Origin of the sequence: Rathayibacter sp. AY1C5 (assembly GCF_002931705.1) — a bacterium.
In the GTDB taxonomy this organism is placed as follows: Bacteria; Actinomycetota; Actinomycetes; order Actinomycetales; family Microbacteriaceae; genus Rathayibacter.
This window is the reverse complement of record NZ_PSWD01000027.1, coordinates 17,137-42,313: the sequence shown is the minus strand read 5'-3', so window position 1 is coordinate 42,313 and position 25,177 is coordinate 17,137. Positions and strand designations below refer to the sequence as shown.

Genomic DNA, 25,177 nt, shown 5'->3' with positions numbered 1-25,177 from the left:
GGCCCGGGAGGCGGGGACCTCCCGGGCCGCCGTCGTCCGCCCGAGCGACGGCCGCCCGCGCCCGAGGCGGGGCCGGGGGTGCGGGGGTGGCAGGATGGACGGCGCGCGATCGCGCGGTCCGCCATGGTGTAACGGCAGCACGGCAGCCTTTGGAGCTGTCCGGTCCAGGTTCGAATCCTGGTGGCGGAGCGGCACCAGGACGGTGCGCTCACGGAGGAGAACGCGAAGAACATGGCAGACAGCACGCTCGCCGTCGTGATCCTGGCGGCAGGCCAGGGCACCCGCATGAAGTCCCGCACCCCGAAGGTCCTGCACCGCCTCGCCGGGAGGCCGCTGCTCGGGCACGTGCTCGACACGGCCGCCTCGCTCGACGCGGCGCACGTCGTCACCGTGGTGCGCCACGAGCGCGACCGGGTCGCCGAGGCCGTCCTCGAGCACACCCCCTCCGCGCTGGTGGTGGACCAGGACGAGACGCCCGGCACCGGCCGCGCGGTCGAGCAGGGCCTCGCGGCGCTCCCGGAGTCCTTCGCCGGCACGGTCGTCGTGCTGAGCGCCGACGTCCCGCTGCTGGATGCGCCGACCCTCCGCCGCCTGCTCGACGAGCACCTCGCCGCGGCGAACGCGCTCACCATGCTCTCCTGCGTGCTCGAGGACCCGACCGGCTTCGGCCGGATCGTCCGCGGCGGCGACGGCGCCTTCGCCTCCATCGTGGAGCAGAAGGACGCCAGCCCCGACGAGCTCGACCTCACCGAGATCAACGCCGGCGTCTACGCCTTCGACGCCGCCGCGCTCCGCTCGGTCATCGGCGCGATCGGCACCGAGAACGCTCAGCGGGAGAAGTACCTCACCGACGCCGCCGCCGCGCTCAAGGCCGCCGGCCGCGCGATCGAGGCCGTCCCTGTGCAGGACCGCTGGCTCGTGGCCGGGATCAACGACCGCGCCCAGCTCGCCGACGCGGCGCTCGAGCTCAACGCGCGCATCGTGCGCCGCTGGCAGCTCGAGGGCGTCACGATCCAGGACCCGGCGACCACCTGGATCGACGTGGACGCGGTCCTCGCCCCGGACGTCGAGATCCTCCCGGGCACGCAGATCAAGGGCCCGACCGTCATCGCCACCGGCGCGGTCATCGGCCCGGACACCACGCTCGACTCCTGCGAGGTCGGCGAGGACGCGGTCGTGAAGCGCTCCGACGCGACGCTCGCCGTGATCGGCGCGAAGGCCCAGGTCGGACCGTTCTCGTTCCTCCGCCCCGGCACCGTGCTCGGCGCCCGCGGCAAGATCGGCACCTACGTCGAGACCAAGAACGCCGTGATCGGCGAGGGATCGAAGGTCCCGCACCTCTCCTACGTCGGCGACGCGGTCATCGGCGAGGAGTCGAACATCGGCGCCGGCTCGATCTTCGCCAACTACGACGGGGTGAGCAAGGCGTCCTCCGTGGTGGGCTCGCACGTGCGTGCGGGGTCGCACAACGTCTTCGTCGCCCCCGTTAGAATCGGTGACGGAGCGTACACGGGCGCCGGCACGGTCATCCGCAAGGACATCCCCGCCGGAGCCCTCGGGATCACCGTCGCTCCGCAGCGCAACATGGCCGGGTGGGTGCAGACCCACCGTCCGGGCACCGCAGCGGCCGACGCCGCCGAGGCGGCCCTGGCGTCGGATCCCACCGGATCCGACCAGGCGCCCACCGGAGGAAGCGGAGCACAGTGACCGGCATCACCGCCAGCAACAAGAAGAGCCTGGTCCTCGTCTCGGGGAGGGCGCATCCGGCACTGGCGGAGGCGGTCGCCGCCGAGCTCGGGACCGAGCTCGTCACGACCGAGGGGCGCACCTTCGCCAACGGCGAGCTCTACGTCCGCTACGGCGAGTCGGTCCGCGGAGGCGACGTGTTCGTCCTCCAGTCGCACACGTCCCCGATCAACGAGTGGCTGATGGAGCAGCTGATCATGGTCGACGCGCTCAAGCGCGCCTCCGCCAAGCGGATCACCGTGGTCGCCCCGTTCTACCCCTACGCGCGCCAGGACAAGAAGGGCCGCGGCCGCGAGCCGATCTCGGCCCGCCTCGTCGCGGACCTCTTCAAGGCGGCGGGAGCCGACCGGATCATGTCGGTCGACCTGCACGCGGCGCAGATCCAGGGCTTCTTCGACGGCCCCGTCGACCACCTCTTCGCGATGCCGGTGCTGCTCGAGCACTTCCGCGAGAAGCTCGACCCCTCGACCCTCACTATCGTCTCGCCCGACATGGGCCGCGTCCGCGTCGCCGACATCTGGAGCGACAAGCTCGGCGTCCCGCTGGCGATCATCCACAAGCGCCGCGACCCGAAGGTCGCCAACCAGGTCTCCGTCCACGAGATCGTCGGCGAGGTGAAGGGCCGCGTCTGCCTCCTCGTCGACGACCTCATCGACACCGGGCGCACCATCGCGAAGGCGGCCGAGGCGCTGAAGAAGGCGGGCGCGATCGGCGTGGTCGTCGCGGCCACCCACGCCGTCTTCTCGGACCCGGCGGTCGAGCTCCTGAGCTCCGAGTTCATCGACTCGGTCGTCGTCACCGACACTCTGCCGCTGCCGCCGGAGAAGACCTGGGACCGCCTGACGATCCTGCCCATCGCTCCGCTGCTGGCCCGCGCCATCCACGAGGTCTTCGACGACGGCTCGGTGACGTCGATGTTCGACGGCGACGCGTAGGACCCCGCACCCCGGGTGCGCCCTGCACGGCGCACCCGGGTCCCGCCCCGGCTCCACCGCCTAGGGTGAGGCCGTGCCCCAGCGTTCGGATGCGACCCTCGCCCTGGCGGCGGTCTTCCTGGTCTGGTCGCCGGCCGCCGCGGCGGCGGGCTGGTGGCTGCTCCTCGGGCTCGCCGTCGCGGCGGCCGCCGCGGCTCTGAGCGCCGTCGCCGACGCCGGGCGCACCGTCCACGACGGCCCCTCCTCCGAGTGGCTCGGGATCGTCGGGCGCGCCTTCGCCTCGGCCGCGCTGGCCCTGACCGCGGCCCAGTCGGTCCTCGGGGGAGCGGCCCGGCTCCTGGCCGTCCTGCTGCTCGTGGCCGTCGCGCTCTTCGGTCTGCGCGGCGGGCGCCTCCCCGCCCGCCCGGTCCTGCTCCTCGTCGGTGCGGTCGTCGTCCTGCTGGCCGCCGCCGCCGTGATCGTGCTGGTGTTTCCTCCGGACCCCGCGCCGCTCGACCCGCTGCGCGACGGAGGGCCGCTGGGAGCCGGCACCGCCGCGGCCCTGCTCCTGATCCTCCTGCCGACCTCCCGCTCCGGCGCGGTGACGGCTCTCCGCCCCGCCCTGCTGCGCATCGGGATCGCCACGGCGGCCGCCGCCGCGCTCGGCACCGGTCTGCTCCTGGCGGCCGATCCCGAGGTCCTCGCGTCCTCGGAGACCCCCCTGAGCGCTGTCACCCGGGGCACGCCCGCGTCCGGGCTCGTCGGGGCCGCCGCGGTGATCGCGGTCCTGCTCGCGCTCCTCGACCTCGGGAGGAGGGATGCGCGCGCCCTCGTCCGTCTCGCCGGCGCGGGGGAGATCCCGGCGGTGCTCGCCACCAGGAACCGCAGGACCGGCGTGCCGGCGGCGGCCCAGCTCGTCCTCTGCCTGGTCGCCGTGCTCGCGGTCGTGATCCTCGACGCCGACGCGCTGCTCGCCTTCGCCGTGGCCGCTCTGCTGGTGGCGACCATCGTGCGGCGCCTCGACCACGGAGCTGCCGGGGCGAGCGGGCCCGCCCTCGCGTCGGCCGCGGTCTCGCTGCTGCTCCTGCTCGCCCTCCCGGCGGCCACGGCGGCCGCCGCAGCGGTGCTCCTGGCGGCGCTCCTGATCGCGCGGGCTTTCCGGACCTGAGGGGTCAGCCGGCCCGGGCGTCGAGCGCCCGCTCGGGGAGCCGGACGCCACCGCCCGGCTCCGCTGACGACGGGGGAGCTCCCTCCCCGACGCGGAAGGCGCCCCCGCCCGAGGATCCGAGGATCCTGCAGGCGGGGGCGCCTTCCCGTGCGACGCGGGTCAGTGCGTGGAGGGGTCCTGCTCGACCTCGGTGCGGTCGCCCGACCACAGCGTGTGGAAGGTGCCCTCCTTGTCGACGCGCTTGTAGGTGTGCGCTCCGAAGAAGTCGCGCTGACCCTGAACGAGAGCGGCCGGGAGGCGCTTGGAGGCGAGCGAGTCGTAGTACGACAGCGCGGCGCCGAAACCGGGGATCGGCACGCCCGAGAGCGCAGCGGTCGAGACGATGCGGCGCCAGGCGGCCTCGCCGTTGGCGACGGCCTCGGCGAAGTACGGGTCCTCGAGGAGGGTCGTGATGCCGGCGTTCTCGTCGTAGGCGTCGACGATGCGGTTGAGGAACTGGGCGCGGATGATGCAGCCCGCGCGCCAGATCTTGGCGACCGCGCCCTTGTCGATCTCCCAGCCGTACTTCTCGGCCCCGGCGATGATCGCGTCGAAGCCCTGCGAGTAGGCGACGACCTTGGAGGCGTAGAGCGCGGCGCGCACGTCGTCCTCGAAGCCCTCGTACTTCTCGACCGGGGTCGGGCGCGAGGTGACGCGGGCCTGCACGGCCTCGCGCTGCTCGGGGTGGGAGGACACGGCACGGGCGAAGACGGCCTCGGCGATGCCGCCGACGGGGACGCCGAGGTCGAGCGCGTTCTGCACGGTCCAGACGCCGGTGCCCTTCGAGCCGGCCTGGTCGAGGACGACGTCGATGAAGGGGTTGCCGGTGTCGGCGTCGACCTGGCGGAGCACCTCGGCGGTGATCTCGATGAGGTACGACTCGAGGTCGCCCTTGTTCCAGGCGTCGAAGACCTCGGCGATGGCGGCGGGCTCGTGTCCGCCGACGGTGCGGAGCAGGTCGTACGCCTCGGCGATGAGCTGCATGTCGGCGTACTCGATGCCGTTGTGGATCATCTTGACGAAGTGGCCGGCGCCGTCGGTGCCGATGTGGGTGACGCAGGGCTCGCCCTCGGCGACCGCGGCGATCGACGAGAGGATCGGGCCGAGGGTCCTGTAGGACTCGACCGAGCCGCCGGGCATGATCGACGGGCCCTTGAGCGCGCCCTCCTCGCCGCCGGAGATGCCGGTGCCGACGAAGTGGATGCCGGTCTCGCGGACAGCCTTCTCGCGGCGGATGGTGTCGGTGAAGAGCGCGTTGCCGCCGTCGACGATGATGTCGCCGGGCTCGAAGACCTTCGTCAGCTGCTCGATCACGGCGTCGGTGCCGCGGCCGGCCTGGACCATGATGATCGCGGTGCGCGGGGTGGCGAGCGAGGCGGCGAAGTCCTCGATGGTCTCGGAGGCGACGAAGCCCGCCTCCGGGTGCTCCGTGATGAGGGTCTCGGTGCGGCCGTAGGAGCGGTTGAACACCGCGACCGTGTTGCCCTCGCGGCTGGCGAGGTTGCGGGCGAGGTTCGAGCCCATCACCGCCAGACCGACGACTCCGATGTTGGCTGTGGCGGTGGGCTTGTCAGACACGGTTCTCCTCGACGTTCGCGTTCAGGGGCGAGCCCAGGCTAGCCCCGGGTCGCTCCGGGGAGCCCGGGTCCGAGCCGTCTCCCGGCTGCACATCGGTCGTGCGGCGCGCGCACGGTCTTGCGCGCGCCGCGACGACCGCGACCGGTCAGGCGCCGTGGCCGAGGGGGACGCGCTCCGACGGGATCGGCGGCGGCGGGGGAGTGCCGTCGCCGAACGGGCGGCCGCCGAGCTCCTCGCGGCGCGAGGGGACGAGCCAGCCGGAGAGGTCCGGGCCCTTGGGGACGACGCCGGTCGGATTGATGTCCCGCTGCACCTCGTAGTAGTGCGACTTGATGTGGGTGAAGTCGATCGTGTCGCCGAACCCCGGAGTGGCGAAGAGGTCGCGGGCGTAGCCCCAGAGCGCGGGCATCGCCGACAGCAGGTTCCGGTTGGCCTTGAAGTGGCTGTAGTAGACGGCGTCGAAGCGGGCGAGCGTCGTGAAGAGCCGCACGTCCGCCTCGGTGATGGTGTCGCCGACCAGGTAGCGGCGGGTGCTCAGCCGCTCCTCCAGCCAGTCCAGCCGCGCCCAGAGGCGGTCGTAGGCCCGCTCGTAGGAGCGCTGCGACCCGGCGAAGCCGCACTTGTAGACGCCGTTGTTCACGTCGTGGAAGACCAGCTCGGCGATCTCGTCGATCTCCTCGCGGTGCTCCTCGGGGTAGAGGTCGGGGGCGCCGTCGCGGTGGAACGCGGTCCACTCGGTGGAGAAGTCGAGCGTCATCACCGGGTAGTCGTTGGTGACGACCTGGCCGCTCGGGATGTCCACGAGGGCCGGGACGGTGATCCCGCGCGGGTAGTCGGGGAAGCGGGCGAAGAACGCGTCCTGGAGGCGGGGGATGCCCAGCACAGGGTCGACCCCGCCCGGATCGAGGTCGAAGGTCCAGCTGCGCTTGTCGTGGGTGGGCCCGCAGATGCCCATCGAGAGGGCGTCCTCGAGCCCGAGCAGGCGCCGCACGATCACGGCGCGGTTCGCCCACGGGCAGGCGCGGGAGACGACGAGGCGGTAGCGCCCGGCCTCCACCGGGTACCCGTCGCGGCCGTCGGCGGTGATCCGCGTCGGGATGTAGTTCGTGTCGCGGTGGAAGCCGTTCTTCTCGACGTAGGAGCCGAAGTCGTCGCTCGTCATACCCGCACGGTAGGCGGTCCGCCTGGACGTCCGGCTCCGAGTCCGGCGGCGCGACCGCCTGCTGGCGGGGGGCCGCGATGCCGGGTAGGATCGGCAGCTGAACTTCGGCGAGGGATGCACGTGCATCCGTGATCGACGCGGTGGAAGCAGGCGAGGCCCCCACGGGGCGCCACGGACTTCTCCTCACGCTGACATGCGTTCGAGTCGACAAACCGTCCGTGGCCGCAGGCCACGACCCGATCCGGTGGCGTGCGCGCCGCCCAAGGAGAACATCATGGCTGAACTGACCAACAAGGTCGTCGTCGAGGTCCGCACCTCGTTCGGCAAGGGCGCCGCCCGCAAGATCCGCGCGCAGGACAAGATCCCCGCGGTCCTCTACGGCCACGGCACCGAGCCACAGCACCTCACCCTCCCGGGCCACCAGGTGCTCCTGCTCACCCGCAAGGCGAACGCGATCCTCGAGCTCGACATCGAGGGCGCCGCGCAGACCACCCTGGTGAAGGACATCCAGCGCGACCCGGTGCGCCAGATCATCGAGCACATCGACCTCGTCGTCATCAACAAGGGCGAGAAGGTCGAGGTGGACATCCCCGTGCACGTCGAGGGCGACGCCGCTCCCGGCACCCTCGTCTCGATCGAGTCGAACACCCTCTCGCTCGAGGTCGACGCCACGCGCATCCCGCAGAACATCGTCGTCTCCGTCGAGGGCCTCGAGGCCGGCACGCAGATCACCGCTGCCGACGTCACGCTCCCCGAGGGCGCCACGCTGGTCACCGACGCCGAGATCCTCATCGTCAACGTCACCGCCGAGGTCGAGCAGGACCTGGGCGAGGACGACGAGACCCCGGCCTCGGGCGACGTCGTCGCCGAGACCGCGGAGTAGTCCGCACCACCCCGGGAACGGGCCCGCTCGCAGCCGCGGCGGGCCCGTTCCGCGTCCGGCGGGGGAGTCCCTCCGCCGCCCCCGAGGAAGAGGAACGACATGGGTGACACCTGGCTGGTCGTCGGACTGGGCAACCCGGGCGCGCAGTACGCGCGCAACCGGCACAACGTCGGCCAGATGGTGCTCGACGAGCTCGCGACGCGGATCGGCGGCTCGTTCCGCCGGCACAACCGCGCCAACGCCGTGGTCGCCGAGGGCTTCCTCCGCCCGGGCGGACCGAAGCTCGTGCTGGGCAAGCCCAACAGCTTCATGAACCTCTCCGGCGGGCCGACGGCGCAGCTGCTCGACTTCTACTCGGTCGACCCGGCGCACCTGATCGTCGTGCACGACGAGCTCGACATCCCCTTCGACACCCTGCGCCTCAAGCAGGGCGGCGGTCACGGAGGGCACAACGGCATCCGCGACATCCTCGCGGCGACCGGAGGAGCCGAGTTCCTGCGCGTGCGGGTCGGCATCGGCCGCCCGCCGGGCCGCCAGCAGGCCGCCGACTTCGTGCTGAAGGACTTCGCCGGCCCGGAGCGCGAGGCGCTCCCGATCCTGGTCTCGGACGCCGCCGACGCCGTCGAGCTCATCGCCGACTCCGGCCTCTCCGCCGCCCAGCTGAAGTTCCACACCAGCGCCTGACCCGCCCTCCGCCGAGGGAACCCTGGACGGCGAGGGAGACCGCAGCCCCGGGCTCCCTCGACGGTTCGGGGTTCCCTCGGCGGTCGGCCCGCGGGGCGGCCGTAAACTGGACCCGTGCCCCTCAACGAGATCATCTCGGCGCTGTCGCGCGCCTCCACGTTCGACGATGCTCTCGCGTACGCGGTGCGGGACGCCGACTTCTCGGTGGCCGACGGCCTCCGGGTCCCCCTGCTCGCGGGGCTGATCGAGAGGCGCGCGGAGGCGGGACGCCCGCAGGCGGCGCTGGTGGTCACGGCCACGGGCCGCGACTCCGAGAACGTGCGCGCCTCCCTCGGCTGCATGCTGCCGGACGCGGACGTCGTCGAGTTCCCGGCCTGGGAGACGCTGCCGCACGAGCGCCTCAGCCCGAGCGCCGAGATCGTGGGGCGGCGCCTGGACGCGCTGCGGCGGATGAAGCAGTGGTCGGGCGAGCGGCCCCTCGTAGTGGTCGCCTCCGTGCGCGCGGCGCTGCAGCCGGTCGCCGACAACCTCGCCGACATCGAGCCGATCCGACTCGTGAAGGGCGCCCGCGGTTACGACCTCGGCCGCATCTCCTCCGAGCTGGTCGACCTGGCCTACGCCCGGGTCGACATGGTCACGCGCCGCGGCGAGTTCGCCGTGCGCGGCGGCATCCTCGACGTCTTCCCGGCGGTGGCCGAGCATCCGAGCCGAGTGGACTTCTTCGGCGACGAGGTCGACTCCATCCGCGGCTTCTCCGTGGCCGATCAGCGCTCGCTCCCGGGCGAGGCCGACTCGGTGGTCCTCCCGCCGAGCCGCGAGCTGCTGCTGGTGCCCGCGGTGCGGCAGCGGGCCCGCGAGATGCTGCACGAGTTCCCGAGCCTGTCGGCGATGCTCGCCAAGATCGCCGAGGGCATCCCGGTCGAGGGGATGGAGTCGCTCGCCCCCGCGCTGCTGGAGCGGCTGGTCCCGATCTCGCACTACCTCCCCGAGGGTGCGGCCGTCGCGGTCCTCGCCCCCGAGCGCGTGGCGACGCGGGCGATCAGCCTCGCCGAGACGAACCGCGAGTTCCTGCAGGCGGCCTGGAGCGCGGCGACCGCCGGCGCCGAGGCCCCCATCGACCTCGCCTCGGGCGAGTTCATCTCGCTCGGCGCGCTCCGCGACTCCGTGAAGCTCAGCGCCCCGGGCGCCGACGCTCCCGACCACCCGTGGTGGACGATGAGCACGTTCCGCCAGGGCCCCGCCGCGGGCGAGGCCGAGGTGCTGCCGGAGGAGCTCGGGATCGACGAGATCCTCGCCGTCCGGGTCGAGGGCGAGCCGGTCCCCGGCTTCGGAGCGAGCGTCGAGGGCGCCCTCGCCCACGTCCGCGCGCGCCTGGCCGACGGCTGGACCGTGGTCCTGACCGCGCCCGGCACCGGCACGGTCGAGCGCACCGACCAGGTCCTCGCCGAGCACGAGGTCGCCGCCCGCATCGTCGCCGACCTCCCCGCCGGGCTCGAGACGGGCCTCGCCTACGTGGTGCAGGCCTCCGTCGATCACGGCTTCGAGGTGGAGGAGGCGAAGCTCGCCCTGCTCACCGACACGGAGTTCTACGGCCGCACCGTCGGCTACGACTCCCGAGCGGTGAAGAAGCTCGCCTCGCGCCGCAAGAACGTCGTCGACCCGCTGCAGCTCACGCCCGGCGACTTCGTGGTGCACGCCACCCACGGCATCGGCCGGTTCGTGGAGCTCTCTCAGCGCGAGGTCTCCAGCGGGGGCCGCAACGCGATCAAGACCCGCCGCGAGTACCTGGTGCTCGAGTACGCCCCCAGCAAGCGCGGCTTCCCGGGCGACAAGCTGCTCGTCCCCACGGACCAGCTCGACCTGCTCTCCCGCTACGTCGGCGGCGAGGCTCCGGCGCTGAGCAAGATGGGCGGGAGCGACTGGGCGCAGGCCAAGAGCAAGGCCCGCCGCGCGGTCCGCGACATCGCGGTCGAGCTCGTGAAGCTCTACTCCGCCCGGATGGCCTCCCGCGGGCACGCGTTCCCGCCGGACACCCCCTGGCAGCGCGAGCTGGAGGAGGCGTTCCCGTTCGCCGAGACCCCCGACCAGCTCACCGTCATCGACGAGGTCAAGGCCGACATGGAGCGGCCGATCCCGATGGACCGCCTGCTCTCGGGCGACGTCGGCTTCGGCAAGACCGAGGTCGCCGTGCGCGCCGCGTTCAAGGCGATCCAGGACGGGAAGCAGGTCGCGATGCTCGTGCCGACCACGCTGCTCGTCCGCCAGCACCTCGAGACGTTCCAGGAGCGCTTCGCCGGCTTCCCCGTCCACCTGCGGGCGCTCAGCCGGTTCCAGAGCGCGAAGGAGTCGAAGGAGACGATCGAGGGCCTGGCCGACGGCACCGTCGACATGGTCATCGCGACCCACCGGCTCCTCAGCGACAACATCGTCTTCAAGGACCTCGGCCTGCTCGTGATCGACGAGGAGCAGCGCTTCGGCGTCGAGCACAAGGACAAGCTCAAGGCGCTGAAGAAGAACGTCGACATCCTCTCGATGAGCGCCACGCCCATCCCGCGGACGCTCGAGATGGCGGTGACCGGCATCCGCGAGATGTCGACCCTCGCGACCCCGCCGGAGGAGCGCCACCCGATCCTCACCTTCGTCGGCCCTTACTCCGAGAAGCAGGTGTCGGCCGCGATCCGCCGGGAGCTCCTGCGCGAGGGCCAGGTGTTCTTCGTGCACAACCGCGTCTCGACGATCAACCGCGTCGCCTCGCAGCTCGCCGAGCTGGTGCCCGAGGCGCGGATCGCGGTCGCGCATGGCAAGCTCAGCGAGTCGCAGCTCGAGCGGATCATCGTCGACTTCTGGGAGCGCAAGTTCGACGTCCTGGTGTCGACGACGATCGTCGAGACCGGCCTCGACATCCCGAACGCCAACACGCTGATCGTCGACCGCGCCGACAAGTACGGTCTCTCGCAGCTGCACCAGCTGCGCGGGCGGGTCGGCCGCGGCCGCGAGCGCGCCTACGCCTACCTCCTCTACGACGAGACGAAGCCGCTGAGCGAGACCGCGCACGACCGGCTGCAGACCCTGGCCGCCAACTCGGACCTCGGCGGCGGCATGCAGATCGCGCTGAAGGACCTCGAGATCCGCGGTGCGGGCAACCTCCTCGGCGGCGAGCAGTCCGGGCACATCCAGGGCGTGGGATTCGACCTCTACCTGCGGATGATCGGCGAGGCCGTCGACACCTTCCGCGGCGAGGTCGCCGAGGGGCAGACGGAGCTGCGGCTCGAGCTGCCCGTCGACGCGCGCATCCCGGAGGAGTACGTCGACAGCGAGCGGCTGCGCCTGGAGGCGTACCAGAAGCTGTCGGCCGCGTCGTCGCCGACGGCGAAGGAGGGGAGCATCGACCTCGTGGTCGAGGAGCTGACCGACCGCTACGGTGAGCTGCCCGAGGCGGTCGAGAACCTCATCCTGGTGTCGAGGCTGCGGATGCGCGCGCAGAAGGCGGGCCTCAGCGACGTGGTCGCGATGGGCTCGAACGTCCGCGTGGCTCCCGCTCACCTGCCCGACTCGATCCAGGTGCGCCTGCGCCGGATGTACCCGACCGCGAAGTACCTGCAGCAGGCCGACGCGGTCGTCGTGCCGATGCCCGTGCTCGACGGCGTCCCGCTCGGCGACCGGGCGCTCATCCAGTGGGTGGCGTCGCTCCTGGACTCGCTGTTCCCGGAGCCGGTCACCGTCTGAGGTCCTCGGGGCGGCGCTCCCCGGTGGAGCGCCGCTCCGCTCCGGCGGCCGTCGCCGCTGCGGGAGGGCGCGCTGGCAGGATGGAGGGCATGCCGCTCCTCGCCGCCCGACGTCCCCGTGAGCCGGAGCCGCTCGCCGGCCCGCTGGTCGCCGTCCGCGGGGTCGCGGTGCGCGCCTCGGGGGTCGAGCTGCTCGCCCCGTGCTCGCTCGAGGTGGAGGCGGGGGAGGGCGTCGCGGTGACGGGCCGCAACGGCACCGGCAAGACCACGCTCCTGCGGGTGATCGCCGGCCTCACCGCTCCGAGCGAGGGAGTCGTGGCGGTGACCGGGCGCGCCCCGGAGGAGCGCTCCGCCGCCCACCGCCGCGCCGTCGCCGCCCTGATCGGCACCCCGCCCTTCGAGCGGGATCTGACCCTCGAGGAGCACCTCGCGATGGTGGCCGTCTCGTGGGGGGCGCCGGTCGCCGACGCCCGCCGCGAGGCCGCAGCTGGTCTCGACGCGCTCGCGCTCGCTCCGCTCGCCCGCCGCTTCCCGCACGAGCTCTCCTCCGGGCAGACGCAGCTGTTCTCCCTCGCGCTCGTGCTGGCCCGTCCCTCCGCGGTGCTGCTGCTCGACGAGCCGGAGCAGCGGCTCGACGTCGAGCGGGTGCCGCTGGTCGCGGAGGTGCTGCGGCGCGCAGCCGCGTCCCGGGCGCTCGTCGTCGCGACCCACAGCCCCGTGCTGATCGAGGGCCTGGGCGCGCGGGTCGTCGAGCTGGAGCGGGCGTGACGCGCGCGGAGGGGGCCCGCGTCGCCGAGGTGCGGGCTCTGCACCGGCACCGCGCCGCGGCTCCGCCGAGTCCGCGCGCCTACGCGGGCTACCTCGCCGCGATGACCGTCCTCGTCGTCGTCCTCCCCGTCGCCCGGGCCCTCGCGCTCCTCGCCGCCGAGGCGGGAGCCGCGCCGGAGCCGCTGGTCGCCCTCGCCGCGGGTCTCGCCCTGCCCGCCGCCGTGCTCCTGGGCCGGGTGCGCGGACCCGCGGTGGGCGAGCCGCACACCACGGCCGTGCTGCTCGCGACCGATCTGCGCCGCTGGGCGGTGCTCCGCCGACCCGTGGTCCGGGCGTCGGCCGGTCTCGTGGCGTGCTGCTCCGCCGTCGCGTCGCTCCTCGCCCTCGCCGCCTCCGCGCCGCTCCTCGCGGCCGTCGCCGGCGGCGCCGCGTTCGCCGGCCTCCTCGCCGTCGCCTGGCTCGCCGGTCAGTGCCTCCCCTCGCGCCTCCCCGCGCTCGCGGCGGGCCTCCTCGCCTCCCTCGCGGTCCTCGGGGCCCTCCTGCCCGGTGCGCCCACGCCGGGCGGCCTCCTCGCCTCAGCCGTGAGCGGAGCGGAGGAGGTGCGCGCCGCGACCGTGCTGCTCGCGTCGGCCGCGGTCCTCCTGGCCGCGGCGCCCCGGCTGCTCGACGCCGCGCGCGGGCCTCGCCTCCTCGCCCAGGCCCGGCAGTGGTCGGCGACCACCCGGCTCGGAGCGACGGGCGACCTCGCCGAGTCGCTCGACGGGTACCGCGCCCTCCCGGCGATCGGGCGGGGGCTCCGAGCGGTCCGCCTCTCCCCGTTCGCCCTCGCGGTGCCGGTGCGCGACGCGATCGGCGCGCTGCGCACTCCCGGCCGCTCGGCGGTCGCGGTCGTCGCCCTGGCCGCCGCCGGCGCCGCCGCCGTGCTCGCCGCGGTCGTGCCGTTCTCCCTCCTCGCGCTCCCGGCCGCCGCGGCGGGCGTGCTCGCCTACCTCGGCGCCGGCGTCTGGAGCGACGGCTTCCGCCACGCCGCCGCGACCGCGGGGCAGCCGGCGCTCCTCGCCCCCGGCCCGTTCGAGCTGCTCCTCCTGCACGCCGTCCTCCCGCTGGTGCTCGCGGTCGGAGTCGCGATGCTCGGCGCCCTCGCCGCCTCGCTGCTGCTCCCGGGCGCGGCGGTGCCGGTGGCCGCCGCGACCGCCGTCGCCGCCGTCGCCGCGCGGGCGATGGACGCGACCCGGGGTCCGCTGCCGCCGCAGCTGCTCAGCCCGGTGCCGCTCCCGATCGGGGACGGCGCGGGAGTCGCGGTGGTCCTCTGGAACCTGGCGGGTGCACTCGTCAGCGCCTCGACCGCGGTGTCCGTCGCGGCGTCACCCGGGCTCCTCGCCGCGGTGCCGCTCGTCGCCGGCGGCTGCCTCCTCGTCGCGCGGCGGCGTCTCGCGCGGGCCTGAGGCTCCCGGGCGCCCGCGTCGCCCGGATGTCCGCGGCGGCGGCCGGACCGGATGCGAGGATGGCGGGGTGACCGCGCATCCCCGGCTCGACGAGCTCATCCGCACCGTCCACGTCCTCCGCGCCCCGGGCGGCTGCCCGTGGGACGCCGAGCAGACCCACGAGTCGCTCGTGCGCTACCTGATCGAGGAGTCGCACGAGCTCGTCGACGCCATCGAGGCGGGGGACCGGGCCGACCTGATCGAGGAGCTCGGCGACGTCCTCTACCAGGTGCTCTTCCACGCCGACCTGGCGGCCGAGAGCGCCGAGCCCTTCACCATCGAGGACGTCGCGGCGCACATGAACGCCAAGATGATCGGCCGCCACCCGCACGTCTTCGGCGACGCCACGGCCGAGACGGCCGACGACGTCATCGCGGTGTGGGACGAGCTCAAGCGCACCGAGAAGCCGCACCGCACCAGCGTGCTCGACGGGATCCCGCAGGGCATGCCCGCCCTCGCGCTCGCCGACAAGGTGATCGGCAAGGCGACCTCGCTGGGCGTCGTGGACGCCGGCCAGGGCCCTCTGCCCATCGAGTCGGAGGAGGACCTCGGCCCGCTGCTGCTGGCCATCGTCGCCTCCGCCCGCGCCCAGGGGCTCGACGCCGAGCGCGCGCTCCGCACGGCGACGCGCGACCTGCAGGACGAGATCCGCGCGGTGGAGCAGGAGCGGCGCGCGGACTGAGGCGTCCGCCGGCCCGCCCCGGCCGATCTGGGAGAATCGCCGTCATGGCCTCCCCGATCACCCCGCCCCGCGGCATGCGCGACTTCCTCCCCGCCGACAAGGCGAAGCGCGAGCACGCGCTCGGCGTCATCCGCCGCGTGTACGCCTCCCACGGGTTCGACGAGATCGAGACGCCCGTGGTCGAGGACTTCGACCGCCTCCACTCCGGGCTCGGCGGCGACAACGAGAAGCTCGCCTTCAGCGTCCTGCGCCGCGGGCTCACCCGCGACGACCTGGCGGCGGTCGACGACGCGTCCGCCCTCGCCGACCTCGGCCTGCGCTTCGACCTCACGGTGCCGCTCGCCCGCTTCTACGCCTCGCACCGCGCCGAGCTGCCGGCCGTCTTCCGGTCGGTGCAGATCGCGCCGGTGTGGCGCGCCGAGCGCCCGCAGAAGGGGCGGTACCGCCAGTTCGTGCAGTGCGACATCGACATCATCGGCGAGCCCGGGCAGCTGGCCGAGGTCGAGCTCATCACGGCGACCGCGGCGGCGCTCGACGCGCTGGGCCTCGAGGAGTGCACCATCCGGATCAACGACCGCCGCATCCTCACCGGCATCCTCGAGCACTGCGGCTTCGCCCCCGAGCGCTTCGGCCCGGCGCTGATCTCGATCGACAAGCTCGACAAGATCGGCGCCACCGGAGTCGTCGCCGAGCTCGAGGCCGACGGGCCGGACGCGGCCGCGGTCCTCGGGGGCTACCTCGCGCGGATCGAGCAGGCGGTCGCCGCCGGGGGAGTGGCGCTCGAGCAGTCCGCGATCCTCGACGTGCTGCCCGAGGGCATCGACCCGGAGGCGGTGCTCGCGCTCGAGACGCTGGCCCGGTCGCTGCGCTCGCTGCCCGCCGGCGTCTCGCTCCGCTTCGACCCGACGCTCGTGCGGGGCATGGGCTACTACACCGGCACGATCTTCGAGATCGCGCACCCGTCCTCGGGCTCCTCGGTCGGCGGAGGCGGGCGGTACGACGGGATGATCGGCCGCTTCCTCGGTCAGGACGTGCCGGCCTGCGGCTTCTCGATCGGCTTCGAGCGGATCGTCGAGCTGATCGGCGGTGCCGTCGTCGAGCGTCCCGACGCCGTCGTCCTCGTCCACGAGCGCGACGCGGCGCCCGAGATGCTGCTCGCGCTCAAGCAGGAGCTGATCGCCCGGGGCTCGCGCGTGCGCCTCGAGCGCCGGGCGAAGAACCTCACCCCGCTGCTGGACCGCGCGGCCGCCGCGGGCTTCACCCGCTTCGCTCTCGTCCCGCGGGACGCCGCCTCCGCCGCCGACCTCTCCTTCAAGGACCTCGGCTGATCCGCGCCGGCGGCGCCGGGTGAGCGTCGCCGGCTGCCTGCGCTGAGCCGCGCCCGCGGGAGGGGCCGGGGCCGTCCTGTCGGGCCTGAACTGGGTCTCAGCCGATCCGTCAGGGGATCATGTCGATCTGGTCGGAACCTTGTCGGATCCGTGAGAGCCTTAATACCCGCGAAATCTGCGGACACACCCGAGAAATCTCCCCCGGATAGCGTCGAGGCACCCGATCGGCGCGGCTTGGCGCGCCTGCACGGGCACCCCGTCGCGACCCCGCGCACCGCACCGCAGCAGCCCTGACGATCCCCACCCGAGGAGTCCCCTTGACCCTGTCGCCCCTTCGCTCCCTCCCGGCCTTCGACCGCCGCAGCCTCCTCCGCCTGGCGGGTGTCGCCGGCCTCGCGATCGGCGGCGCCTCCGTCCTCGCCTCCTGCGCCTCCGACTCCTCCGGCGCGTCCGCCGCGGACGGCGGCGACCTCGGCACCCTCAAGGTCCAGCTCTCCTGGATCAAGAACGAGGAGTTCGCGGGCGAGTTCTTCGCCGACTCGAAGGGCTACTTCACCGAGGCCGGCCTCGCGGGAGTGACGCTCACCCCCGGCCCCTCGACGGGCGTGGCCGAGCTCCTCTCGGGCAGCGCGGACGTCGCGCTCAGCGACGCCGTCTCGATCGGCACCGCGATCGCCCAGCAGGAGGCCCCGCTCAAGATCATCGGCGCGACCTACCAGAAGAACCCCTTCACGGTCCTCTCGATCAAGACCGCCGGGAACATCGCCACTCCGGCCGACCTCGCCGGGAAGAAGATCGGCGTCCAGGCCTCGAACACCTCCCTGTTCCAGGCGCTGCTCGCCGCGAACGGCCTGTCCGAGTCCGACCTCACAGTCGTCCCCGTCGAGTACGACCCCTCCGTCCTCGTCAACGGCACCGTCGACGGCTTCATCGCCTACCTGACGAACGAGGCCATCACGGTCGCGGCCGAGGGCTACGAGGTCGTCAACCTGCCCTTCGCCGACAACGGCCTCCCCTTCGTCGCCGAGACCTTCTCGGTGTCGGAGCAGGCGATCGCCGAGAAGCGCGACGCTCTGAAGGCGTTCCTCGTCGCCGAGATCAAGGGCTGGACCGACGCGGTCAACGACCCGGAGGCGGGCGCGATGCTCGCCGTCGAGAACTACGGCAAGGACCTCGGCCTCAACGAGGAGTCCTCCAAGAAGGGCGCCACCATCCAGGCCGAGGAACTGGTCGTCTCGGACGAGACGGTCTCGAACGGCCTCTTCACCATCTCCGAGACGCTGCAGTCCGAGACCATCGCGTCCCTCGCGGGCGCCGGGATCGACGTCACGGCCGAGGACCTCTTCGATCTGACCCTCCTCGACGAGGTCTACGAGGAGAACCCCGAGCTGATGAAGTACGCGGCCTGATCCTGATCCACGAAGGGCACCACTCGTGACCGACACGACCGACGCCGGCACCCTGCGCGACCAGGGTGCCGGCGGCACCGGCATCCAGATCCACGGCCTGTCGAAGACGTTCCGGATGGGCTCGCGCAGCGTCGCGGCGCTGCAGGACACCGATCTCCACACCGACCAGGGCAGCTTCCTCGCCCTGCTCGGCCCGTCGGGGTGCGGCAAGTCGACCATCCTGCGCATCCTCGCGGGACTGGAGGAGCCGACGTCCGGCTCCATCCGGGTCGACGGCCGCACTCCCCAGGAGCTGCGCCGCGACAACAAGCTCGGCATCGCCTTCCAGGACCACGCGCTCCTGCCGTGGCGCAGCGTCATGGCGAACATCCGCCTGCCGTTCGAGATCGCGGGCAAGAGCGTCGACCAGTCCTACATCGACGAGCTGATCGACCTCGTCGGCCTCCGCGGCTTCGAGAAGGCCAAGCCGGCCCAGCTCTCGGGGGGCATGCGCCAGCGCGTGTCGATCGCGCGGTGCCTGATCCTCAAGCCCGAGGTCCTGCTGCTCGACGAGCCGTTCGGCGCCCTCGACGACATGACGCGGCAGAAGCTCAACCTCGAGCTGCTGCGGATCTGGACCGAGAAGCCCGCCACGACGCTCCTCGTCACGCACGGCATCTCGGAGGCGATCTTCCTCTCGGACCGCGTCGCGGTGATGAGCCCGCGCCCGGGACGGGTGAAGGAGATCATCGACATCGACCTCCCCCGCCCGCGCACCCCCGAGATGCAGCGCACCCCCGAGTTCCACGCCTACGTCGACCAGGCCTCCGAGCTGCTGTTCGGCGACGGCGGCGCGGCCGCGGACGACCGCGTCTAGGAGGCACCGTGGCCACCACGCTCCCCGCGGCCCCGCGCCGCACCCTGTCCCTGCCTCCGTGGCTCACCGGGCTGATCGGCGTCGCCGCGATCGTCGCCGTCTGGTGGATCGTGGCGCTCGTCACCGCGCCCACCGGCGCCGCGACCTACGCGCCCGTCCCCACTCCCGTGCAGGTCGTGCAGACCGCGATGGAGGACGGCGCGGGCTTCTACTGGCGCAACTTCTCCGTCACGATCGGCGAGGCGGCCGTCGGCTACTTCTGGGGCAACCTCCTCGCGCTCGTGCTCTCGGCGCTCGTGCTGGTCCTGCCCTGGCTGGAGGGGGTCGTCTCGCAGCTCGCGGTCATCACGTACTGCGTGCCGATCGTCGCCATCGGAGCGATCGTGCTGCTGATCCTCGGCGGTGCGGACGCTCCCGGGAAGGCGAGCGCGACGGCGATCTTCCTGGCCGGCCTCTCGGTGTTCTTCACCACGGTCGTCGGCAGCCTGCTCGGGCTTAAGGCGGCCGACAAGGCGGCGCTCGACGTCGTCACGGTCTACGGGGGCTCGCGCTTCACTCAGCTGCGCAAGGTCCGCCTGATCGCGGCGCTGCCCAACATCCTGTCGGCGCTGCAGATCGCGGTGCCCGCGGCCTTCCTCGGCGCGATCCTCGGCGAGTACTTCGGCAAGATCGAGACGGGCGTGGGCCCGATCCTGGTCGCAGCGCAGGTCTCGCTGAACTCGCCCCGCGTCTGGGCGCTCTTCCTCCTCTGCGCGGGCGTCGCGCTCCTCGGCTACGGCATCGTCGGACTGATCGGCCGCCTCATCGCGCCCTGGTCCTCCGGAAAGCGGGCATGACCATGACGACCACCGTTCCCGACCGCACGGAGCAGTCCACGGCCACATCGATCCTCGCGGTCGACGAGCTGCGGCGCCAGCTGCGCACGGCCGCCCTCGGCGCGACCCTCAAGAGCCTGCGCAAGAGCCTGCTCATCGCCCTGTCGACGATCGTGATCGTGCTGGCGATCTGGATCGGCGTCGTCCTCTTCAGCGGGGTCTCGCCCTACGTGGTCAAGGGCCCCTGGGACGTCTGGCAGCACCTGGTGACCGACGCGAAGGCCGCGGAGCACCGCGCCGAGCTGGGCGGGCTCTTCGCCGTGACCATGGGCGACGCGCTGATCGGCTTCGCGGCCGGCCTGGTCGTGGCGATCCTCGGCGCGATCCTGTTCCGCCTGTCGAAGGGCATCGAGCATGCGCTGATGCCGTTCGCGATGCTGCTGCGCTCGGTGCCGCTGATCGCGATGGCACCGCTGATCATCCTGGTCTTCGGGACCGGCTCGATCGCCTCGGTCGCGGTCATCGGCGGGATCGTCGTCCTCTTCCCCGCGCTGGTGACGATCGCCTTCGGCCTCAACAACGCCTCCCCGCAGATGCTCGACGTGGTCGCGGTCTACGGAGGCAGCACTCTCACCGCGATCCGCAAGGTGGCCATCCCCGGCTCGCTGCCCTCGCTCTTCGCCGCGATCCGCATCTCGGTGCCCGGAGCGATCACGGGCGCGCTGCTCGCCGAGTGGCTCTCCACCGGTGCGGGCATCGGCGGGGCGATCAACGCCTGGTCCGCCCAGGCCCGGTTCGCGGACGTCTGGTCGGCGGTCGTGCTCGTGACCGGCGTCTCGCTCGTGCTCTACATGCTCGTGCAGGTGCTCGAGACCTTCGTCCTCTCCCGGATGTCCCTCTCCCTCACCTGACCCTGTCCCTTTCCCCGCGAAGTGCCACTCGACGAGGGCTCGCCCGGTGGGTCGCATACCCGGGTGGCGTCTCGCGGGAAGGGGGAGGGCAGGGGAGCGGAGCGACGGGGCCGGGTCAGACGGTGACGATCGCGTCGACGCGGTGGCCGGCCAGCACCTCGCGGCCGCCGAGCCCGTCGAGCTCCATGACCACCGCGATCCCCTCGAGGCTCCACCCTGCGCGCTCGATCAGGCGGCGGCTCGCGTCGAGCGTGCCCCCGGTCGCCAGCACGTCGTCGACCAGCAGCAGCCGCGAGCCGCGGGGCGCCGCGTCCTCGTGCACCTCCAGCATCGTCTCGCCGTACTCGAGGGTCGCCTGCTCGCGCAGCACGGCCCGCGGGAGCTTGCCGGGCTTGCGGATGGTGACGACGCCGAGACCCGCCGAGTAGGCGGCCGCCGCGGCGAGCAGGAAGCCGCGCGCCTCCACGCCCGCGATCGCGTCGATCCGGCCGCGGTAGGGCTCGATCAGCGCGTCGGCCACCGCCCGCAGGGCCTCGCCGTCGCCGAAGACCGGCGTGAGGTCGCGGAACAGGATGCCCGGGCTCGGGAAGTCCGGGACGACGGCGGTGAGACGGTCGACGTGGTCGGCGGCGGTCGTGGTCACGGGGAACCTCCGGGTCGGCGGGTGCGCCCGGGCCGTCCGGCGATCGGGCCCTGGGAGTCTACGACCGGCCGCGGTCTCCTGCGCTTCGGAGGCGGTCAGTAGACTCCTTCCCGACCGCTCCCGTCTCCGGGAGCCCACCCGTCAAGAGGAGATAGTTGTGGCCCTTATCGAGGCAGTCGTCGCCCGAGAAATTCTGGACTCCCGTGGCAACCCCACGGTCGAGGTCGAGGTCCTGCTCGAGGACGGCGCGTCCTCGCGAGCGGCCGTCCCGTCCGGCGCCTCCACCGGCGCGTTCGAGGCGTACGAGCTCCGCGACGGCGACTCCGACCGCTACCTCGGCAAGGGCGTGCAGAAGGCCGTCGACGCCGTCATCGACGAGATCGGCCCGGCCATCGAGGGCTTCGACGCCACCGACCAGCGCCTCGTCGACGCCGAGCTGATCGAGCTCGACGGCACCGAGAACAAGTCCCGCCTGGGCGCGAACGCGATCCTCGGCGTCAGCCTCGCCGTGGCCAAGGCCGCCGCGCAGTCGTCGGACCTCGACCTGTTCCGCTACGTCGGCGGCCCGAACGCGCACACCCTGCCCGTGCCGCTGATGAACATCATCAACGGAGGCGCGCACGCCGACACCGGCGTCGACATCCAGGAGTTCATGGCCGTCCCGCTCGGCGCCGAGTCCTTCTCCGAGGGCCTGCGCTGGGGCGTCGAGATCTACCACGCGCTCAAGGCGCAGCTGAAGAAGGCCGGCTTCGCCACCGGCCTCGGCGACGAGGGCGGCTTCGCCCCCGACCTGCCCACCAACCGCGAGGCGCTCGACTTCATCCTCAAGGCCGTCGAGGCCGCCGGATTCACCCCCGGCAAGGACATCGGGCTCGCGCTCGACGTCGCCTCCTCGGAGTTCTACGAGGACGGCGCCTACACGTTCGAGGGCAAGAAGCTCTCGGCCGAGGAGCTCTCCTCCTACTACGCCGACCTCGTCGCCAACTACCCGCTGGTCTCGATCGAGGACCCGCTGGACGAGGACGACTGGGCCGGCTGGACCCACCTCACCGCGGCCATCGGCGACAAGGTGCAGCTCGTCGGAGACGACCTGTACGTCACCAACCCGGTGCGCCTCGCCCGCGGTATCGCCGAGAAGGCCGGCAACTCGATCCTGGTCAAGGTGAACCAGATCGGCACGCTCACCGAGACGCTCGACGCCGTGGCCCTGGCCCAGCGCAACGGCATGACCGCGATCCTCTCGCACCGCTCCGGCGAGACCGAGGACACCACCATCGCCGACCTCGCGGTCGCGGTGGACGGCGGCCAGATCAAGACCGGCGCCCCGGCCCGCTCGGACCGCGTCGCGAAGTACAACCAGCTGCTGCGCATCGAGGAGATCCTGGGAGGTGCGGCGACCTACGCGGGTCGCTCCGCCTTCCCGCGCTTCTCCGCGTAGTCTCGGCACGCCGGACCGGCCCCGGAGCCCAGCACCTCGGTGCGGGCGCCGGGGCCGCTCCACTTCCCCCGCCGCGACGGCCGCGATCTCGCAGCTCGAGGCCACCCAGGTCATGGTCGAGTACAACGCGATGCTCGCCGAGGACGAGGAGCTGCGCGAGGCGTACGCCGCTGCGCACCGGGCGTTCCTGGCCGACCGCGAGAGCGTCGGCTCCGTCCCCGAGATCGCGGGCATCTCCTCCGGGGGCATGCCCTCGCGGGTGAAGTGCCTCCACGCCCTCGCCGCGCACGCCCTCGCGGCGGGCCCCGGCGTCAATCCGATCGGCGATCTGGCCCTGGCCCGCGCCGACTGGTCTCCCGAGCGCTGCGCCTGCAGGCCGCTCGACGCGTAGCCGCTCCTACCGGAGCCACGGAGGCGCCACCACCGGCGCGCTCTTCGCTAAGCTGATTCCCAGTCGGGGTCAGTGCTGCCCACCGCATCGAGAGCGGGCACTTCGCATTGCGTGAGGGTGTTCGCATTGTCCATCCCTCTTGGAGAGTCAACCGTGCCCAGAATCCTGATCGTCGGAGGCGGCTACGCCGGCTTCTACACCGCGTGGAAGCTCGAGAAGCAGCTCCGCCCGCACGAGGCAGAGGTCACGATCGTCGACCCGCTGCCCTACATGGCGTACCTGCCCTTCCTCCCCGAGGTCGCCGCGGGGTCGATCGAGCCGCGCCACGCGATCGTCTCGCTCCGCCGCCACCTCAAGAAGACCGCGATCCTCGCCGCCAAGGTGACGAAGATCGACCACGCGAACCGCACCGCGACGATCACCCCGACCGTGGGCGAGCCCTTCGAGTTCGAGTACGACCAGATCGTCGTCACCGCCGGCTCCGTCTCGCGCACCTTCCCGATCCCGGGCGTCGCCGACAACGCGATCGGCCTGAAGACGATCGAGGAGGCGACCGCGATCCGCGACCGCATGCTCACGAACTTCGACAAGGCCGCGTCGCTCCCCGCCGGCCCCGAGCGCTCGCGCCTGCTGACCGTCACAGTCGTCGGCGGCGGGTTCGCGGGCATCGAGGTCTTCGCCGAGCTGCGCTCCTTCGCGAGCGCGCTGCTCAAGCGCTACCCCGAGATCGACTTCGAGGAGACGCAGTTCCACCTCATCGAGGCGATGGGCCGGATCATGCCCGAGGTCGCCCTCGAGACGAGCCACTGGGTGCTGAAGAACCTCGACCAGCGAGGCGCCACCGTGCACCTCGACACGCAGCTCAAGTCGGCCGAGAACGGCGTCATCCAGCTGTCGACGGGCGAGAGCTTCGAGTCGGATCTCATCATCTGGACCGCGGGCGTCATGGCGAACCCGTCGATCAAGAACTCCGACCTGCCCATCGAGGAGCGCGGCCGCCTGCGCGTGCGCGCCGACCTCCGCGTCGGCCACGACGACGTGCTCGTCGAGGGCGCCTGGGGCGCCGGCGACGCGACGGCCGTCCCCGACCTCACCGGCGGCGGCGTCGGCGGCTTCTGCGTGCCGAACGCCCAGCACGCCGTCCGCCAGGGCAAGCTCATGGCCAAGAACATCACCGCGGTGCTCCGCGGCGAGGAGCCGGTCGACTACGTGCACAAGAACCTCGGCGCGGTCGCGGGCCTGGGCATCGGCATCGGCGTGTTCCAGTCCGGCAAGATCGCCGTGAAGGGCTTCCCCGCCTGGGTGATGCACCGCGGCTACCACGGTCTCGCCATGCCCTCGTGGGAGCGCAAGTTCCGCGTGGTCTGGGGCTGGTGGAACAACCTCTGGCTCGGCCGCGACATCGCCTCGATCGAGGCCCGCGAGTACCCCCGCGGCTCCTTCGAGACCTACGCGTCGCGTCCGCGTCCGGCGGCCCCGGCCGCCGAGGCTCCGGCCGCGCAGGCCCCGGCGCAGATCCCCGGCCAGGCCGGTGCTCCGGTCCCGGTCGGCGGCGAGCCCGCCAAGTCCTGACACCGCCGCCGGGAGGGTCGCTCCTCCCGGTGGTCGCCCCCATAGCCCAATCGGCAGAGGCAGACGACTTAAAATCGTCTCAGTCTGGGTTCGAGTCCCAGTGGGGGCACTCCGTCCGACGTGCCGCTCTCTAGGCGGCGCGGGCGTGCGCGCTGCGTCGAGCGGGCTCGAGCAGCCCGGCCTCGAGGGCCTGGGTGATCTCGCCCGGGGTGCAGTCGGCGCAGAGCACGACGAGCTCCTCCTCTGTGTCGCGGCCGCCGGAGCGGTCGAGGACGACGGCGTCGGTTCCGCAGAGTGCGCATTCGATCATGCGGGTACCGTACGTCCGACCTCCGACATGCGCGCGGCAGCGCCCCGGCGCGTCTCGCCCGGATCCGGCAGGGCGCCGGGCGCGCCTCCGGACCGGTCGTCCTTCCGGCCGGAGGAGCCCGGTGTTCGGGAATCGGACGAGGATCCCGCGCGCCCGCGCCGCCTCGCCTAGAGTCGTCACCGGGCGGTTCCGAGCCCGGGCGCCCGCGTCCGGATGCGAGCCGCCCGGTCCACGGCGGGCGCCGGAACGGTCCCGCTTCTCGTGCCCGCGGGCACCGTCATGCACCGCCCGGCGACGGGCGGCCGGGAGGCCCCCATGGGGAAGCTGCTCTACGGAGCCTCGGGAGTCGAGATCGAGTTCGACGACCGCACGCTCACGCACGTCCAGATCGTCATCGCCAACAAGCTGCGCCGCCGCGAGAGCTTCTTCTTCTCCTGGCGGGACGACCCCGCGGTCGGCGACGGCCGCTCGAGCATCTGGCTCGACCCCTCCGTGCCCCTCTACTTCAAGTACTTCGGCGGACGGGTCCCCTCGATCAACCGCACCTGGATCGACCTGCTGACCGTCTCGGCGAACTCGTCCGGCGGGCTGCAGCTCGTGCAGGAGCCGGACGCCGCCCCCACCCCGCCGCCGAAGGGCGAGCAGGGCGCCTGACCCCCACCCGCCACGCC

The 25,177-nt window shown here is 72.7% G+C and carries 22 protein-coding genes and 2 tRNA genes; 20 read left to right on the top strand and 4 right to left on the bottom strand.

All coding sequences use genetic code 11. The features are described 5' to 3' along the window. The first annotated feature begins 117 nt into the window (after positions 1 to 117). From C5C57_RS15030 to C5C57_RS15015, 4 genes are all read left to right on the top strand, one after another. Positions 118 to 189, top strand: a tRNA-Gln gene (locus C5C57_RS15030). Between the two features lie 42 nt (positions 190 to 231). Continuing rightward, positions 232 to 1,707 carry a bifunctional UDP-N-acetylglucosamine diphosphorylase/glucosamine-1-phosphate N-acetyltransferase GlmU gene (gene glmU, locus C5C57_RS15025; protein ID WP_104295534.1) on the top strand — a complete coding sequence of 492 codons (1,476 nt, stop codon included), beginning with the start codon at positions 232 to 234 and terminating at the stop codon, positions 1,705 to 1,707. Then, a complete protein-coding gene (locus C5C57_RS15020; RefSeq protein ID WP_104222342.1) occupies positions 1,704 to 2,681 on the top strand; it encodes a ribose-phosphate diphosphokinase in 978 nt (325 codons plus the stop codon). Before glmU ends, C5C57_RS15020 begins: the two co-directional genes overlap by 4 nt. A gap of 73 nt (positions 2,682 to 2,754) precedes the next feature. Beyond that, positions 2,755 to 3,828 (top strand): hypothetical protein, encoded by a 1,074-nt coding sequence (locus C5C57_RS15015; protein WP_104297805.1) that lies wholly within the window; start codon positions 2,755 to 2,757, stop codon positions 3,826 to 3,828. Between the two features lie 159 nt (positions 3,829 to 3,987). Here C5C57_RS15015 and gndA read toward each other — a convergent pair whose 3' ends face one another. Both gndA and C5C57_RS15005 read right to left on the bottom strand, forming a co-directional pair. Then, positions 3,988 to 5,445, bottom strand: a complete 1,458-nt coding sequence (gene gndA, locus C5C57_RS15010) for an NADP-dependent phosphogluconate dehydrogenase (RefSeq protein ID WP_104233684.1) — start codon at positions 5,443 to 5,445, stop codon at positions 3,988 to 3,990. A gap of 145 nt (positions 5,446 to 5,590) precedes the next feature. Next, on the bottom strand, positions 5,591 to 6,607 hold the full coding sequence (locus C5C57_RS15005; RefSeq protein ID WP_104233683.1) for a glutathione S-transferase family protein: 1,017 nt from the start codon (positions 6,605 to 6,607) through the stop codon (positions 5,591 to 5,593). Positions 6,608 to 6,881: 274 nt separating this feature from the next. Between C5C57_RS15005 and C5C57_RS15000 the strand changes: the two genes are divergently transcribed. The 11 genes from C5C57_RS15000 to C5C57_RS14950 all read left to right on the top strand — a co-directional run bounded on the left by C5C57_RS15000 (position 6,882) and on the right by C5C57_RS14950 (position 20,152). Then, positions 6,882 to 7,490 (top strand): 50S ribosomal protein L25/general stress protein Ctc, encoded by a 609-nt coding sequence (locus C5C57_RS15000; RefSeq protein WP_104233682.1) that lies wholly within the window; start codon positions 6,882 to 6,884, stop codon positions 7,488 to 7,490. 99 nt (positions 7,491 to 7,589) lie between these two features. Further along, positions 7,590 to 8,174: an aminoacyl-tRNA hydrolase gene (gene pth, locus C5C57_RS14995; protein WP_104233681.1), complete on the top strand. Its 585-nt coding sequence runs from the start codon at positions 7,590 to 7,592 to the stop codon at positions 8,172 to 8,174. A 114-nt stretch (positions 8,175 to 8,288) separates the two neighbouring features. Next, a complete protein-coding gene (mfd, locus tag C5C57_RS14990; protein WP_104248107.1) occupies positions 8,289 to 11,900 on the top strand; it encodes a transcription-repair coupling factor in 3,612 nt (1,203 codons plus the stop codon). An 89-nt stretch (positions 11,901 to 11,989) separates the two neighbouring features. Continuing rightward, on the top strand, positions 11,990 to 12,667 hold the full coding sequence (locus tag C5C57_RS14985; protein ID WP_104297804.1) for an ATP-binding cassette domain-containing protein: 678 nt from the start codon (positions 11,990 to 11,992) through the stop codon (positions 12,665 to 12,667). Continuing rightward, complete coding sequence (locus C5C57_RS14980; RefSeq protein ID WP_104248105.1) at positions 12,664 to 14,112, top strand: hypothetical protein; 1,449 nt, start codon at positions 12,664 to 12,666, stop codon at positions 14,110 to 14,112. Before C5C57_RS14985 ends, C5C57_RS14980 begins: the two co-directional genes overlap by 4 nt. A gap of 67 nt (positions 14,113 to 14,179) precedes the next feature. Then, positions 14,180 to 14,833, top strand: coding sequence for a MazG family protein (locus tag C5C57_RS14975; RefSeq protein WP_104222356.1), 654 nt, complete (start codon positions 14,180 to 14,182; stop codon positions 14,831 to 14,833). Positions 14,834 to 14,877: 44 nt separating this feature from the next. Then, on the top strand, positions 14,878 to 16,161 hold the full coding sequence (gene hisS, locus C5C57_RS14970) for a histidine--tRNA ligase (RefSeq protein ID WP_104248104.1): 1,284 nt from the start codon (positions 14,878 to 14,880) through the stop codon (positions 16,159 to 16,161). Between the two features lie 317 nt (positions 16,162 to 16,478). Beyond that, entirely contained in the window at positions 16,479 to 17,570 is a 1,092-nt protein-coding gene (locus C5C57_RS14965; RefSeq protein ID WP_258059873.1) for an ABC transporter substrate-binding protein, read from the top strand. Positions 17,571 to 17,685: 115 nt separating this feature from the next. Continuing rightward, complete coding sequence (locus C5C57_RS14960) at positions 17,686 to 18,426, top strand: ABC transporter ATP-binding protein (RefSeq protein WP_104222373.1); 741 nt, start codon at positions 17,686 to 17,688, stop codon at positions 18,424 to 18,426. A gap of 8 nt (positions 18,427 to 18,434) precedes the next feature. Beyond that, positions 18,435 to 19,262 carry an ABC transporter permease gene (locus C5C57_RS14955; protein WP_258059477.1) on the top strand — a complete coding sequence of 276 codons (828 nt, stop codon included), beginning with the start codon at positions 18,435 to 18,437 and terminating at the stop codon, positions 19,260 to 19,262. Further along, complete coding sequence (locus tag C5C57_RS14950) at positions 19,259 to 20,152, top strand: ABC transporter permease (protein WP_104248103.1); 894 nt, start codon at positions 19,259 to 19,261, stop codon at positions 20,150 to 20,152. The genes C5C57_RS14955 and C5C57_RS14950 overlap by 4 nt, the downstream gene beginning before the upstream one ends. A 115-nt stretch (positions 20,153 to 20,267) precedes the next feature. Here the strand turns inward: C5C57_RS14950 and C5C57_RS14945 are convergent, their stop codons facing one another. After that, positions 20,268 to 20,795, bottom strand: a complete 528-nt coding sequence (locus C5C57_RS14945) for an adenine phosphoribosyltransferase (protein ID WP_104222360.1) — start codon at positions 20,793 to 20,795, stop codon at positions 20,268 to 20,270. A 157-nt stretch (positions 20,796 to 20,952) separates the two neighbouring features. On the opposite strand from C5C57_RS14945, the gene eno reads away from it, so the two are divergent. From eno to C5C57_RS14925, 4 genes are all read left to right on the top strand, one after another. Further along, positions 20,953 to 22,233 (top strand): phosphopyruvate hydratase, encoded by a 1,281-nt coding sequence (eno, locus tag C5C57_RS14940; RefSeq protein ID WP_104222361.1) that lies wholly within the window; start codon positions 20,953 to 20,955, stop codon positions 22,231 to 22,233. Then, the gene (locus C5C57_RS14935) at positions 22,184 to 22,624 is read left to right on the top strand and encodes a DUF501 domain-containing protein (protein ID WP_104297803.1); all 441 of its coding nucleotides are present in this window, start codon (positions 22,184 to 22,186) and stop codon (positions 22,622 to 22,624) included. The genes eno and C5C57_RS14935 overlap by 50 nt, the downstream gene beginning before the upstream one ends. 153 nt (positions 22,625 to 22,777) lie before the next feature. Beyond that, a complete protein-coding gene (locus tag C5C57_RS14930) occupies positions 22,778 to 24,196 on the top strand; it encodes an NAD(P)/FAD-dependent oxidoreductase (RefSeq protein WP_104248100.1) in 1,419 nt (472 codons plus the stop codon). Between the two features lie 35 nt (positions 24,197 to 24,231). After that, a tRNA-Leu gene (locus C5C57_RS14925) sits at positions 24,232 to 24,305 on the top strand. A gap of 21 nt (positions 24,306 to 24,326) precedes the next feature. On the opposite strand, the gene C5C57_RS14920 is transcribed toward C5C57_RS14925, so the two are convergent. Next, entirely contained in the window at positions 24,327 to 24,506 is a 180-nt protein-coding gene (locus C5C57_RS14920; RefSeq protein WP_104225020.1) for a hypothetical protein, read from the bottom strand. A 315-nt stretch (positions 24,507 to 24,821) separates the two neighbouring features. On the opposite strand from C5C57_RS14920, the gene C5C57_RS14915 reads away from it, so the two are divergent. Further along, positions 24,822 to 25,160 carry an ATP-dependent DNA ligase gene (locus tag C5C57_RS14915; RefSeq protein ID WP_068211888.1) on the top strand — a complete coding sequence of 113 codons (339 nt, stop codon included), beginning with the start codon at positions 24,822 to 24,824 and terminating at the stop codon, positions 25,158 to 25,160. Positions 25,161 to 25,177: the final 17 nt, after the last annotated feature.